Origin of the sequence: Janthinobacterium silvisoli (assembly GCF_014200725.1) — a bacterium.
In the GTDB taxonomy this organism is placed as follows: domain Bacteria; phylum Pseudomonadota; class Gammaproteobacteria; order Burkholderiales; family Burkholderiaceae_D; genus Janthinobacterium.
This window is the reverse complement of the sequence record NZ_JACHCL010000001.1, coordinates 1,304,906-1,318,239: the sequence shown is the minus strand read 5'-3', so window position 1 is coordinate 1,318,239 and position 13,334 is coordinate 1,304,906. Positions and strand designations below refer to the sequence as shown.

The following is a 13,334-nucleotide window of genomic DNA, read 5'->3' as shown; positions in this document are numbered from 1 at the left end:
AGTCCGGACCTTCCCTGATTTCAGCTGCCACTTAGCTTCTTATCCAGTAACGACATGACTAATAGCAAGAAAACTATCCCTGCGCCTGCCACCATCGCCGTACGCGGCCTCGTCATCGGCGCCGTCGCAGCCAGCCTCGCAGGCTGTGGCATGATCAGTTCGGTGGTCGGTGGCGACAAGGTCGACTACAAGTCGGTCAAGAAAGCCAGCACCCTGGACGTGCCGCCCGATCTGACCCAATTGCAGCAAGACAACCGCTACACCTTGCCTGACGCGAAAAACGGCGTGGCAACGGCATCGGGCTACAATGCGCAGCGCAACGCTGCCTCTGGCGCGCCAGTCGTCACCAACGCCGCTGGCGGCGCGGTGGACGTAGTGCCCGTTGCTGCAGGCGGCGTGAAGGTGGAACGTGTAGGCAACCAGCGCTGGCTGGTGGTCAAGCAGTCGCCTGAAGTGCTGTGGCCGCAGCTGAAACAGTTCTGGGAAGATTCCGGTTTTAATCTCGCCATTGACGAGCCGACTGCCGGCATCATGGAAACCGAGTGGAATGAAAACCGCGCCAAGCTGCCGCAAGACATCATCCGCAACACTATCGGCAAGGTCTTCGATTCCCTGTATTCGACGGGCGAGAAAGACAAGTACCGTACCCGCCTGGAGCGCTTGCCGGATGGTTCGACCGAGATTTACATCAGCCACCGTGGCATGGAAGAGGTCTTGACGGGCCGCGACAAGGAAACCACCACCTGGACCCCGCGTCCCAACGATCCAGGCCTGGAAGCACAATTCCTGGCCAAGCTGATGACCCGCCTGGGCGCTGCCACCGACGAGGCGCAAGCCAAGACGGCCGTCGATACAGCCATCGTGCAGCCGCTGCACGCCAAGCTGGTCGGCGAGGGCGCCACGCACGCCATCGAAGTCGATGAAGGTTTCGACCGCGCCTGGCGCCGTGTCGGCCTGGCGCTGGACCGTGTCGGCTTCACGGTGGAAGACCGCGACCGCACGCAGGGTACGTATTTCGTGCGCTATGTCGATCCTGACGTCGTCAAGAAAGATGGTTTCTTCTCGAAACTGTTCAGCTGGGGTTCGTCCGACAAGGACAAGGAAGCGCAGCGCTACCGTGTGGCGGTCAAGGCTGGCAATGGCTCGACCAGCCTGGTCAGTATTCAGACCAACGAAGGCCAGCCTGACACCACGCCAGTGGCTGGCAAGATCCTGGGTCTGTTGAATGATCAGTTGAAATAAGCGCAGTGGCAGGCATCATGCCTGCTATTGATCAAAAAAGGCTGGCTCCTTGCGGAAGCCAGCCTTTTTTATTGCCTGCGCTATTTATTGGTGGCTCTGGTTAAAGAGCATAAAAGTAGCGGGCATAAGAAAACCGGCCCGCAGGCCGGTTTTCTTTGATGCGGGGTGCTAAATTACTTAGCAGCCGATGCAGCGGTCGAAGCAGCAGCAGCAGCGTCCGAAGCAGCCGAAGCAGCGGTCGAAGCAGCAGCAGCAGCGTCCGAAGCAGCAGCAGCAGCGTCAGCGGCTGGAGCAGCTGGAGCAGCTTCTGCTGGAGCTGGTGCTGGGGTTTCAACTACTGGTGCTGGTGCAGGAGCTTCTTCTTTTTTGCTGCAAGCGGCCAGAGCAACAACCATCAGGGAGGCGATCAGCAGGGATTTTTTCATTTGTTTTCCTTAATTATTTCAAAAAATAAATCAACATTGTTGCGATGAATAATTACCGGTAATTATCGCTCGTTAGGTCGTCTTCGAAGGCTTTTCGTACCAGGTGGTGCCTGCCAGACAACGGAAACTTCCTAACCGAATATTATAGCGATTTTTGGTGCGTCGCAATAGCAGCAAGAGGCAAATCCGCAACTATTTTGTGATAACGCAATAATTAGCAAAGCAAATTGCAAGCAAGTGTAAGTGTTTTGCGTAAGCGCCACAAAACGATATAAAAATATTATGTTTTGTTGCGCTAACGCAGAGACATAAACACGTGTTACTGGTAGTACCACTTTTACTGCAACGCAGCTATCAGGCCAGTTCGATCCAGCCGTCCTGATACCAGGTGTACAAGGCGTCCATCACGTCATCGGAAGCCTGCGCCACGGCCGCGCCAGCGAGCGCGCGTTCATTGGCCAAGGTCTCCAGCGCCGTTTTATCGGCACGGCCGATGGCGAACGACTCGCCATTGATGAAGACATTCTTGCCACGATACAGCATCAAGGTCTTACGTGACAACACGACACCTTTTTTGTGTGCGGCGTCGGTAAAGCGTCCCACTGTCAGCGGTTTGGCCAGCGGCGTGAAAAACACATTGTGCTTCGGTTCAGACAGGTGTTCCCCCAGGAAGATGGTCACATCTTCTTCCGTGAAGCGCACCTTGTTCAGCTCTTCCGCGATGGTGCTGAGCATCTCGCGCGGGATTTCTGCCGGCTTGTTTGAGGCTTTCAATTCAGGATCTGCATAGCGGCCCGGCAAGTCGATCGAGTCGGCCATGAATTGCAGGAACGCTTCACCAAGCTCCTGGAACGAAGGCGAGCGGAAACCGATCGAATAGGTCTGGCAGTCGCCGATCGCCACGCCATCGTGCGCGTAGTGGGGCGGCAGATACAGCATGTCGCCCGGTTCCAGAGTGAACTCTTCGTCCGGCGTGAAATTGCTGAGGATTTTCAAGGGCAGGCCATCGACCAGGCTCAGGTCCTTTTGCGCGCTGATGCGCCAGTGGCGCTTGCCCTGACCTTGCAGCAGGAACACATCGTAGGAATCGAAATGCGGGCCCACGCCGCCGCCATCGGTAGCAAAGCTGACCATCAGGTCGTCAAGGCGCGCGTCCGGCAGGAAACGGAACTGGCGCAGCAGTGCATCGGCTTGCGCGTTATGCAGGTTGGCGCCCTGCACCAGCAAGGTCCATTCCTTTTGTTTTGGGGAGGGCAGGCTGGTTAATGGCCCTTGCTGCATGGACCAGTGGCCATCGACATGGCTGACCAGGCGCGATTCGACGTGGTCGAGCTTAGCCAGTTCGGCCATGGCCTTGAAATCCAGCAGGGGCTTGAAGCCAGGCACAGCCTGGCGGATCAGCAGGGGTTTTTTATGCCAGTAGTCGCGCAGGAATTGCGCTGGCGTGATATCGCCAAGGAGAGTTAATGTTTTCATGCGCCCATTATAACAACCGCAAATGCAGGAATGCGCTCGCCGCAAGCGGCGGAAAGGTATAATTTGCCAGCTTATACAATGAAAGGAAGCATAATGAAGATTGCCAAGAATACGGTCGTGACTGTCAACTACAAACTGTCAGACGCGCAAGACAATCTGATCGAAGATGGCCGTCAGCCTATGGTCTATCTGCACGGTGATTATGAAAACACCCTGCCGAAGATCGAAGAAGAGCTCGACGGCAAGGAAGTTGGCTATTCCAACACGATCCAGATCGAACCGGACGATGCTTTCGGTGAATACGATCCAGCGCTGGTCAAGGTCGAGCCACGCAACCGCCTGCCTGAGCCGCTGGAAGTGGGCATGCAGTTCGAAGGCATGCCAGAAAGCGATTCGACCGATGAAGAAGCGATGATCTTCACCGTGACCGATATCGCCGACGACAAAGTCGTTCTGGATGGTAACCATCCACTGGCAGGTATCGCGCTGCGCTTTTCGCTGACCGTCGCTGACGTGCGCGAAGCCACCGAAGAAGAAATCGCCCACGGCCACGTGCATGGCGCGCATGGCCATGACCATGGTGATGAGGGTGACGACGAAGGTGAAGAAGGCGATCACTTCCGCACCCACCCTATCCACTAAGTGGTAACGCCTGACCAGACCTGCTGCGCGTCGGTATAGGTAGCCTGCGATGCTCACCGTACTTGAGTACGGTTGCGCTTCTTAGCCACCTCTCCCTTCCGCTCGCTACGGTCTGGCCAGGCGTCGTGACGTTCGTTGGCTTGATGCGGACTGGTTTGGTGCCAGTTTGCCGGCGCGTTCACGCACCTCAAATAACGGCGACTTGCCTGGCTGGACAAAGATGGTGGCCCAGTCGCTGTCGATGCTGATGTGGCCGAGGTTGTCTTTCCAGCTGATTTTTGGTCCCTGGGTGTTTTTCTTGCCCGTCTTTTTGCTGCCCGCCTGGGTGTCGACCAGCAATACCTTGCCTTCAAACTTCTTGGCCAGCAGGCGGATTTGCTTGCGGGGGCTGGCGAAGCCATCTTGCTTGCTGCTGAAATTGGGCAGTAGCGAACTTTCCTCTTCTTCCAGTATGTGTACGTCGCCGTCCGAGAACAGCACGATGCCGTCCAATTTCTTGCGTTGGGCCATGGCAAATAAACGTTGCAGCCAGGAACGGTTGGCTACCAGCCTGTCTTCGAATTCGCTGTTGCGGCCGGCTTCCGGCAGGAAATGGTTGTTGTTGGCCGGCAGGTTGACGGTGGCAAACAGCACGCCGCCATATTCCCAGTGGGCATTTTCCGCATAACTGCGGAACTTCGCCGTCGATGACAATCGCGACAAGCTCAGCTTACGCTGGCCCAGACTGCTGTCGTCGGCAAAGAACACTTCGCGCAAGCGGTTCAGCCGTTCGATGGCATTGGCGCGCCCGCGCGAATTGCGGCAGTTGGCCCAGTCGCTGGCCGATAGCGAAATGACCAGCGGCTGGCTGCTCGCGTCAAGCAAATCCTTGCGCTGGCTGTACAGCTTGTCGCTGCACGATTCGCTGGCCGCCTTGATGCCGGTTGCCACCAGAAACGCGGGATGCAGGTTGTTGCTGTCCTGGATCGCGTGTTTCAAAGGAGCATCGTCCGGCCCCGCCTTGAATGAGTGCCCCAGCACGGCAAAGTCGAAGCCGGGTTCCTCTGCCTTTGTCAGCGTAGGCTGCCATAGCAGGCACACCGCCAGCGCACTGGCTACCAGGTGTGCCTTGCCGGATCTGATGATCATGCGGCGGCCAGCCGTTTCAGCTGATACAACTGTTCCAGCGCATCGCGCGGCGTCAGCGCATCGGGATCGAGGTCGGCGATGGCGTCCAGCAAGGCTTGCTGCGCTTCATTGAGGGCGGCGACTGGCGCCGGCGTGTCGTCTTCCTCTTGCGCATAGGGATCGCTTGATGGCGCGGCGAACAGGTCGCGTTGCGGCGTAGCATCGAGCGCCTGCGCTTCCAGCCGCGCCAGATGCTTGCGCGCAGCCTTGATCACCGGCTGCGGCACGCCCGCCAGTTGCGCCACCTGCAAGCCATAGCTTTGCGAGGCAGGACCCGCTTGCACGGCGTGCAGGAAGACGATGCTGTCCTTGTGCTCGACGGCCGACAAATGCACGTTGGCGGCGCTCGGATGGCTGTCCGGCAATTGCGTCAGCTCAAAGTAGTGTGTGGCGAACAGGGTAAAGCTGCGGCTGCTGTCGATCAGGTGGCGCGCGATTGCCCACGCCAGGGCCAGGCCGTCGAAGGTCGAGGTGCCGCGGCCCACTTCATCCATCAGCACCAGTGAGTGTTCGGTAGCGCCGTTCAGAATCGCGGCCGATTCCGTCATTTCCACCATGAAGGTCGAGCGTCCGCCCGCCAGGTCATCAGTCGCGCCGATACGCGTGAAGATGCGGTCGATCGGGCCGATGGTGGCGCTGGCTGCTGGTACGTAACTGCCCACATAGGCCAGCAGGGTGATCAAAGCTACCTGGCGCATGAAGGTCGATTTACCGCCCATGTTCGGACCGGTGATCAGCAGCAAGCGGCGTTCGTTGACGAGGCGGCAATCGTTGGCAATAAAGCGTTCGATCTGCTTTTCCACCACCGGGTGGCGGCCTTCGACGATATTGATGCACGGCTCGGCAACCAGCTGCGGCGCGACCCAGTTATGCTGCTGCGCATGTTCCGTCAGCGCGTTCAGGGTATCGAGCTGGGCCAGGCCCTGGGCGATCGTTTGCAGGGTGCCGATATGCGGCGCCAGCTCGGCCAGCAGCAAGTCGTACAGCAGTTTTTCACGCACCAAGGCTTTGTCTTGCGCCGACAGGGCCTTGTCTTCAAACACTTTCAATTCCGGCGTGATGTAGCGCTCGGCGTTTTTCAAGGTCTGGCGGCGGCGGTAATCGTCGGGCACCTTGTCGGTCTGGCCGTGCGTGACTTCAATATAGAAGCCATGCACCTTGTTGTATTCCACGCGCAGGTTGGCGATGCCCGTGCGGGCCCGTTCGCGCGTTTCCAGGTCGACCAGGAACTGCCCCGCGTTTTCCGACAGCGAGCGCAATTCATCGAGTTCGGCATCATAGCCGCGGGCAAACACGCCACCATCGCGCACCATCGCCGCCGGTTCCTGCGCCACGGCGCGCACCAGCAAGTCCAGGCAGCTTTCTGGCGTCGCCAGGGAAGTGTGGATGGCGCGCAGCAAGCTGTTTTCACTCTCCTGGCCATGGCAGCGCACGACCTGTTCGCGCAGCGCCGGCAATTGCAGCAAGCCATCGCGCAGGGCAGCCAGATCGCGCGGACGGGCCGACAGCAGCGCGATGCGCGTGGTGATGCGTTCAATGTCGGGTACTTGCGTCAGGGTGGCCGCCAGCGGACCGGCCGCTTCGCTTTGCGCCAGCGCAGCGATCGCTTCGTGGCGCGCGCGGGCCACGGCCTGGTCGCGCCGTGCATGGTGCAGCCAGTGGCGCAACATGCGCGAACCCATGGCCGTACGGCAATGGTCGAGCAGCGAGAACAAGGTCGGCGATTCCTGGCCGCGTATGGTTTCCGTCAATTCCAGGTTGCGTCGGGTGGCCGCATCGAGGCCGATGAATTCGCTTTCATTTTCCGTCGTCAGCGAACGCACATGCTGCAAGCCGCGCCCTTGCGTGGACTGCGCATAGCGCAGCAGCGCGCCGGCCGCACCGAACGCGGCGCCCAGGCCGTCGGCGCCAAAGCCGGTCAAGGTCGCCACGCCCAGCTGGTCGAGCAGCGCCTTGTGGCCGCTGACCACGTCGAAATGCCAGTCGGGCACGCGGTTGATATGCGTGCCGGTGTAGTCGTCAAACAGGCCGCCATGGTCGCCGCTGAGGATCTCGGCGGGCACGATGCGTTCCAGTTCTTGCTGCAAGCGGGTGGCCACGGTGGCGCTGTCGCCGGAGAATTCCATCAGTTTCAAGGCGCCGCTGGCCAGCGACAGCCAGGCCAGTCCCGTCGTCACGGTCTTGCGCTGCGTTACGCTGCACAAGGCCAGCAGCGGGCGCTCGGCCTTTTCTGGCAGCAAGTCGGCGTCCGTCAAGGTGCCGGGGGTAACTACGCGCATGACTTTGCGCTCGACCGGCCCCTTGCTGGTGGCCGGATCGCCGATCTGCTCGCAAATGGCCACCGACTCGCCCAGCTTGACCAGCTTGGCCAGGTAGCCGTCGAGCGAATGAAACGGCACGCCGCACATCTTGATCGGATTACCACTGGCCGCGCCGCGCGCCGTCAAGGTAATGCCCAGCAGGCGCGCGGCTTTTTCCGCATCTTCAAAAAACAGCTCGTAGAAATCCCCCATGCGGTAAAACACCAGCATCGTCGGGTGGTTGTCCTTAATCGCCATATATTGCTGCATCATGGGCGTGAGCTTGCTTCGCTGGATGTTGGCAAGTTCTTGATTTGACTGCATATTCATTGTAAGTCTTTGAGTTTGATCGTTGTTCTGTGTGGAATTCGGTAGTGCGATGGCGCTATTGCGCAGCAGGCCATACTTTACCATTAGCGGCTGCCTGGGACTGCCACTTGCGGCGACAAAGTCGATCAGATGGTGGATTTATTGCTGTTTGCCCGATGGGGGCAGGTGTCAAACCAGCATAGGCGTCATGGTCGTCACTTTTCCATGGAGCTGGGGACGAATCCTTCTTCGGTCAGGGCCTTGATGACGCCGCGTAACAGGTAATTGTTGGTGAAGCAGATCGCGTACTGTCTGGCGCCTGGGTAGATTGCTTGCAGCATTTTCAGTTCTACCAGTCGTTTGATCTGATAGGTGCGCTGGTTGTCAGTCAAGTTGGGCATGACTTTTTTCAGGTCTGCCGACTTTGCACTTTTCAGCCGAACCACTTCCAGCAGTACGTGATATTCAGCAAGCGTTATCAGCTGCCGCGCGCGTGAAATATTGAGTGCGGGTATGAGGATTTTTTGCTCGATGTAATCGTATTGTGTCAGCCGATCTACTTTTTGCAGCTCAAGCAATACTCCTTCAAGTACATAAATACACCAGTTTTCAATGCCCTGCGTTGTGCCACTATCGGCGCTACCAAGCATCTGGTAGTAGCGCTCCCGGTTGTTACAAAAGACTGCGGTTGGGTTGAGCACGCGTCCATCTTTGACGTTGAAGCCGTACTTGATGAGTAGAGCGTATGTCAGCAGGCGGACGACCCTTCCGTTTCCGTTTGAGAAAGGATGTATCCAGCCGAACCGGTGATGGGTGAGGGCCACTTTCATCAGGTCGTACTTGGGCGCTGAGGCGGTGTTGACAAAATCAGTCAACTCCTTCATGTACTGCGGCACGGCAAGTGCCTCAGGCGGCAGATGTGCCGACATGGCGATTGTGACCGGTCCTTCCCGGTACGCTCCCGGTGTTCTGTCGCCCTCACGCTGTAAGGTGCTCACGGCAATCTTGTGCAAATCGCGTATGAACGTTTCGGTCAGTGGCGCACCAGGCTCGATGGCCTCTTCAACATACCGCATCGCTTTTTCGATGTTGCTGATCTCTTGCATCTGGTCACTGTTGTCGGCCCCGTCATCGCCTCGTACTGTTGCGTCGACAAGATCGGCCAGCGTAGTGTGATTGCCCTCGATGCGGGCAGACCCCAGACTTTCCAGCATGTGGAAGATGTGTTTGAGCTGAAAGAAAACGCCCGCAGGCGTGCTCCCGCCCAATTGCAGGCGACGAAGATGCTCAAGTTCGTTGATGACATCGACTAGCGGTGAATCAAATGTCGGGTTGCATAGCTTGAGCTCGAAGTGTTCAAACCTGGGACTATCCATAGGGGAAATCTAGAAGTTATTGGTACTAGTGTCAATAACTATCTTGAATTTTCTAAAAAAAACCATTTAAGATCAATCGGTTGAGCAAGATGTCATAATTCATTATCTGAAAATGAACAATGAAGTATCTGTAAAATTATCGCAGAGCATCTTGTAAAACGCATCGCTTGGCATCTGAGCTGCCACAGCTCGCTCATGGCAAAGATAGGCTCTGCATCGACTGCGCCAGTAGCACATGCCACCCTACTTCGATATAATAATGAGAATTATTCTCAATCAAGATTTGGCCAAGCTCCCGCTCCAGGACCTTGTGGCTAAACCCCAGGAATCGTAATGGCTGACAGCATCGCCCCTGACTTCATCAGCACTATGTATCGCCACAACCATAGCTGGCTGGTGGGCTGGCTGCGCGGCAAGCTGGGTAATGCTTTCGATGCGGCCGACGTGGCGCAGGATACCTATGTGCGCGTGATCGATACTGGCCGGCTGCCCGAGTACGAGCAGCAGTCGCGCGCCTACCTGGCGCGGATTGCGAAACATCTCGTGGTGGACTTGCAGCGCCGGCGGCGCCTGGAATATGCCTACCTGGAAGCGCTGCTGCATTTTTCTGCCGACCAGATGCCGTCGGCGGAGGAACGCGCCATCGCGCTGCAAACCTTATGTTTGCTCGATGCGGCGCTCGATCGCTTGCCGCAGCGCGCACGCGAGGCATTTTTGCTGTCGCAATTCGATGGCCTGACTTATCAAGCCATCGCCGAGCGCATGGGTGCGTCGCTGGGATCGGTACGCAAATATATGTTCCAGGCCGCGCAGGCTTGTTTTGCGGTGATGGTTTAAGGTTATGGATTAAGCGTTGGAAGCATCGAGCGACACGGTCTCTGCCGAGCATCGTCAACAGGCCCTGGCGTGGCTGGTGACCATGTGGTCAGGCGAAGTAACGCCGGAAGAGCAGCTTGCGCTGAGCAACTGGCGCCAGGCCGCGCCCGAGCATGAGCGTGCCTGGCTGCAGGTAGCGACAATCGAGCAGCGCTTGCGCAGCGTACCGGCACAAACGGCAGGGCTGACCTTGCGCGAAAGTAGCCGGCGCAATCAGCGCCGCACGGTCTTGCGTGGCTTGCTGCTGGCCTGCGGCAGCGGCGCTGCGGTCTATACCTTGCGTGGCAGTTCGCCGTGGCAAACCATGACCGCGCAATATGCCACGACCACCGGCGAACGCCGCGATCTGGTACTGGAAGATGGCACCCGCATCAGCATGAATACAGCTACCGCCTTCGATGTCCATTTTGACGCCGGCTTGCGGCAGATTGATTTGCATCAAGGCGAAATTCTCGTCACCACCGCGCACGAGCCGGCCATGCGCCATCGCGATTTCGTGGTGGTCACCAGGCATGGCGCGGCGCGCGCGCTAGGTACCCGCTTCACCGTGTATCAAGGCGGCGAACATACCAGGGTGGAAGTCTACGAGGGAGTCGTTGAAGTGCGCCCCCGCCTGACTCCGGATGCGCCCCTGCGCCTGGCCGCCGGCAGCCAGCTGCGCTTTACGGCGGCATCGGTGGAAGCGGTGCGCGAGTTGCCGTCCGATCACCCTGCGTGGCTAGACGGCGTGCTGGAAGCGGAACAAATGCGCTTGCAGGATTTCCTGGTGGAACTTGGGCGTTACCGCAAAGGCGTGATCCGTTGCGACCCTGCCGTCGCTAACGAAGTGGTGTCGGGACGCTATCCCCTGGGCGATACCGACAAGGTACTGGCTGCCCTGGAACAAGCCTTGCCGGTGCGCATCAGCTACGCAACCCGCTACTGGGTCACGGTGCAGGCGAAAAAAAGTAAACAATGAGTAGATCTTTTTTCTTTTCATTCGGGATGTAGATATCACCCTCTTGATTTGAAAGGATAGACTGTTCATGTTGCAACAACCGCTCCCATTCCGCCGCCGTCATATCGCCCAGGCCGTCCTGCTGGCGGGCCTGTCGCTGGCCGCTGCATCCACCACGGCCCTTGCCCAGGGCGCAAACCCGGAAACGCGGCGACATGTCGAGATCGCCGCAGGCACGCTGGACAGCGCGCTGAACCGTTTTGCCGGCAGCACCGGCATCTTGCTGGCCATCGATGGCAAGCTCACCGCAGGCAAAACCAGCCAGGGCTTGCGCGGCGATTACACACCCCAGGAAGGCTTGGTCGTCTTGCTGCAAGGCACAGGGCTGGAAGCCGTGCCCCAGGCGGACGGGGCTTATGCGCTGCGCAAGGCGGTCGCCACGCAAAGCACCATGCTGCCGGAAGTGGTCGCCATGAGTGAAGATGAAAGCGCCTCGGCCAGCCGCGTGCTGATCAACGGCGCTCGTGGCGAGAACCTGCTGGCCGGTGGCCATATCGCGCGCAGCGGCGGCCTGGGCGTGCTGGGCTTTGCCGACGTGATGGATACCCCGTTCAGCACCACCAACTATACGGCGCAGATACTGGAAGACCAGCAGGCGCGCACCCTGGCGGACGTGGTCGTCAACGAAGCATCGGTGCGCACCATGACCTCGACCGGCGGCTTCAGTGAAGATTTTCAGATCCGCGGTTTTAATGTCACCAGCGGCGACGTCGGCTTGAATGGCCTGTATGGACTGGCTTCGTCGAACCGCATGCCCACCGCCTTCATGGAGCGCGTGGAAGTGCTGAAAGGCCCGGGCACGCTGATGTACGGGATCAGCCCGAACGGCAGCATAGGCGGCAATATCAACATCGTCACCAAACGCGCCAGGGATGAACCGGTCACGCGTTTGACGACCACCTACGAAAGCAAATCCCTGCTGGGCGGCCAGCTCGACGTGGGGCGCCGCTTTGGCGACGATAATGCCTGGGGGCTGCGTTTTAATGGGGTGTACCGCAACGGCGACACGAATATCGACAATGGCCAGCAGCAATTTGGGATGGCCGCGCTGGCGCTCGACTACCGCGCAGCCAATTTGCGCTGGTCGGTGGATGCCTACGCGCAACGCGAGAGTACCGATAATTTCCGCGCGCAGATTGGTTTTCGGCCTGGCATTACCCGCTTGCCGGCCGCGCCTTCCGGCCACCGCGCTATTTATGAAGGCGCCGGCCTGAAGCTCCGCGACTCGACGATTGCCTCGCGCCTGGAGTACGACTTGTCGCCGCAAGTCATGCTGTACGCTGCTGCCGGTTACCACTATGGCGCGAGCGAACAGGATTTTCCTTCTGCGCGCGGGATGGATGCGATGGACGAGAAGGGCAATATAAGAGTCAGCAGCGCCTGGTATGACGCGGCGTCGCGCAGCAAGACCGGCGAAGTTGGCGCCCGTGCACGCTTTAATACGCAAGGCCTGGCACACATGCTCAGCTTTTCCGCTTCGCGCCTGGAGCAGGAAGCAGGCAGTTTTTATCTGCCAGCGCCGGCCGGCACGGCGGTCGATTCGAATATTTACGCGCCACAGCCGGTCTACCAGCTCAACGGCAATCGTCTCTCACCGAGCAAGAATTCGGCGACCCAGCTGACCAGCATGTCCCTGACCGATACGCTATCCTTTGCCGACAAGCGCGTCTTGCTGACGGCCGGCCTGCGCCAGCAGAAAGTGCAAGCCCAGAACTTCAACGCGGCGGGCGCGGTGACTACTTCGTATGGCGAAAGCGCGGTGTCGCCCATCGCTGGCATCGTGGTGCGCCCCTGGGATGATGTGTCCTTGTACGGCAATTTTACTTCCGGCCTGACGCGCGGTTCGACGGCGCCGCTGGGCACGGCTAATGTGGGTGAAGTGTTTGCGCCATTCAAGTCTAAACAGTATGAAATCGGACTGAAAATGGATCGCTATAAGGTCATCAGCGGTGTATCGCTGTTCCAGATCGACCGTCCGAATGCGATTACCGACCCGATCAGCAATATCTATAGCATGGACGGCAAGCAGCGTAACCGTGGCCTGGAACTGTCGGTGGTTGGCGAGGCCGTGCGCGATCTGCGCCTGATGGCCAGCGCCACCTTTTATGACGCCAAGCTGCAGCGCGCGGCCGGTGGCGTGAACCAGGGCAATGACGCGATTGGCGTGCCGAAACACACGCTCAACCTTGGCGCCGACTGGGACGTGCCGGGAATCAATGGCCTGAGTCTGAACGCACGCGCGATCTACACGGCGGCCACACCATATGACGTGGCCAATACGCTGGAGATGCCATCCTGGCAGCGCTATGACATCGGCGCACGCTACCGCACCACCATCCTGCGCACGCCGGTGGTCTTGCGCGTCAGCGTAGAGAACGTATTGAACAAGAGCTATTGGCTGTCCAGCAGCACATTGCTGACGGTCAGTACCGCCGCTGCACCACGGACCGCGCTGCTGTCGGCCCAGTTCGATTTGTAATCCTGCGGGCAGGTGAGGGATTCGACATCCCTCGGGTACCTGTGT

The 13,334-nt window shown here is 58.8% G+C and carries 10 protein-coding genes; 5 read left to right on the top strand and 5 right to left on the bottom strand.

What is annotated here, in order from left to right; translation table 11 throughout:
* Window positions 1-54 precede the first annotated feature (54 nt).
* On the top strand, window positions 55-1,242 hold the full coding sequence (bamC, locus tag HDE75_RS05915) for an outer membrane protein assembly factor BamC (protein WP_183675790.1): 1,188 nt from the start codon (window positions 55-57) through the stop codon (window positions 1,240-1,242).
* Between the two features lie 173 nt (window positions 1,243-1,415).
* Here bamC and HDE75_RS27030 read toward each other — a convergent pair whose 3' ends face one another.
* A complete protein-coding gene (locus tag HDE75_RS27030) occupies window positions 1,416-1,667 on the bottom strand; it encodes a hypothetical protein (RefSeq protein WP_409254902.1) in 252 nt (83 codons plus the stop codon).
* 354 nt (window positions 1,668-2,021) lie between these two features.
* The gene (locus HDE75_RS05905) at window positions 2,022-3,143 is read right to left on the bottom strand and encodes a cupin domain-containing protein (protein ID WP_183675792.1); all 1,122 of its coding nucleotides are present in this window, start codon (window positions 3,141-3,143) and stop codon (window positions 2,022-2,024) included.
* Between the two features lie 93 nt (window positions 3,144-3,236).
* Between HDE75_RS05905 and HDE75_RS05900 the strand changes: the two genes are divergently transcribed.
* The gene (locus tag HDE75_RS05900) at window positions 3,237-3,785 is read left to right on the top strand and encodes an FKBP-type peptidyl-prolyl cis-trans isomerase (protein WP_183675793.1); all 549 of its coding nucleotides are present in this window, start codon (window positions 3,237-3,239) and stop codon (window positions 3,783-3,785) included.
* Between the two features lie 105 nt (window positions 3,786-3,890).
* Here HDE75_RS05900 and HDE75_RS05895 read toward each other — a convergent pair whose 3' ends face one another.
* The 3 genes from HDE75_RS05895 to HDE75_RS05885 form a co-directional block, all read right to left on the bottom strand.
* Window positions 3,891-4,913 carry a hypothetical protein gene (locus HDE75_RS05895; RefSeq protein WP_260173708.1) on the bottom strand — a complete coding sequence of 341 codons (1,023 nt, stop codon included), beginning with the start codon at window positions 4,911-4,913 and terminating at the stop codon, window positions 3,891-3,893.
* Window positions 4,910-7,582 carry a DNA mismatch repair protein MutS gene (gene mutS / locus HDE75_RS05890; protein ID WP_183675794.1) on the bottom strand — a complete coding sequence of 891 codons (2,673 nt, stop codon included), beginning with the start codon at window positions 7,580-7,582 and terminating at the stop codon, window positions 4,910-4,912. Before mutS ends, HDE75_RS05895 begins: the two co-directional genes overlap by 4 nt.
* Window positions 7,583-7,776: 194 nt before the next feature.
* Window positions 7,777-8,937, bottom strand: coding sequence for a Fic family protein (locus HDE75_RS05885; RefSeq protein ID WP_183675795.1), 1,161 nt, complete (start codon window positions 8,935-8,937; stop codon window positions 7,777-7,779).
* 333 nt (window positions 8,938-9,270) lie between these two features.
* On the opposite strand from HDE75_RS05885, the gene HDE75_RS05880 reads away from it, so the two are divergent.
* From HDE75_RS05880 to HDE75_RS05870, 3 genes are all read left to right on the top strand, one after another.
* Window positions 9,271-9,774: a sigma-70 family RNA polymerase sigma factor gene (locus HDE75_RS05880; RefSeq protein WP_183675796.1), complete on the top strand. Its 504-nt coding sequence runs from the start codon at window positions 9,271-9,273 to the stop codon at window positions 9,772-9,774.
* A 16-nt stretch (window positions 9,775-9,790) separates the two neighbouring features.
* The gene (locus HDE75_RS05875) at window positions 9,791-10,771 is read left to right on the top strand and encodes a FecR domain-containing protein (protein ID WP_183675797.1); all 981 of its coding nucleotides are present in this window, start codon (window positions 9,791-9,793) and stop codon (window positions 10,769-10,771) included.
* A 67-nt stretch (window positions 10,772-10,838) separates the two neighbouring features.
* Window positions 10,839-13,289, top strand: a complete 2,451-nt coding sequence (locus tag HDE75_RS05870) for a TonB-dependent receptor (protein ID WP_183675798.1) — start codon at window positions 10,839-10,841, stop codon at window positions 13,287-13,289.
* Window positions 13,290-13,334: the final 45 nt, after the last annotated feature.

Coding starts and splice junctions, on each gene's coding strand:
- bamC (WP_183675790.1), top strand. CDS start 55: ATGACTAATAGCAAGAAAACTATCCCTGCGCCTGCCACCATCGCCGTA.
- HDE75_RS27030 (WP_409254902.1), bottom strand. CDS start 1,667: ATGAAAAAATCCCTGCTGATCGCCTCCCTGATGGTTGTTGCTCTGGCC.
- HDE75_RS05905 (WP_183675792.1), bottom strand. CDS start 3,143: ATGAAAACATTAACTCTCCTTGGCGATATCACGCCAGCGCAATTCCTG.
- HDE75_RS05900 (WP_183675793.1), top strand. CDS start 3,237: ATGAAGATTGCCAAGAATACGGTCGTGACTGTCAACTACAAACTGTCA.
- HDE75_RS05895 (WP_260173708.1), bottom strand. CDS start 4,913: ATGATCATCAGATCCGGCAAGGCACACCTGGTAGCCAGTGCGCTGGCG.
- mutS (WP_183675794.1), bottom strand. CDS start 7,582: ATGAATATGCAGTCAAATCAAGAACTTGCCAACATCCAGCGAAGCAAG.
- HDE75_RS05885 (WP_183675795.1), bottom strand. CDS start 8,937: ATGGATAGTCCCAGGTTTGAACACTTCGAGCTCAAGCTATGCAACCCG.
- HDE75_RS05880 (WP_183675796.1), top strand. CDS start 9,271: ATGGCTGACAGCATCGCCCCTGACTTCATCAGCACTATGTATCGCCAC.
- HDE75_RS05870 (WP_183675798.1), top strand. CDS start 10,839: ATGTTGCAACAACCGCTCCCATTCCGCCGCCGTCATATCGCCCAGGCC.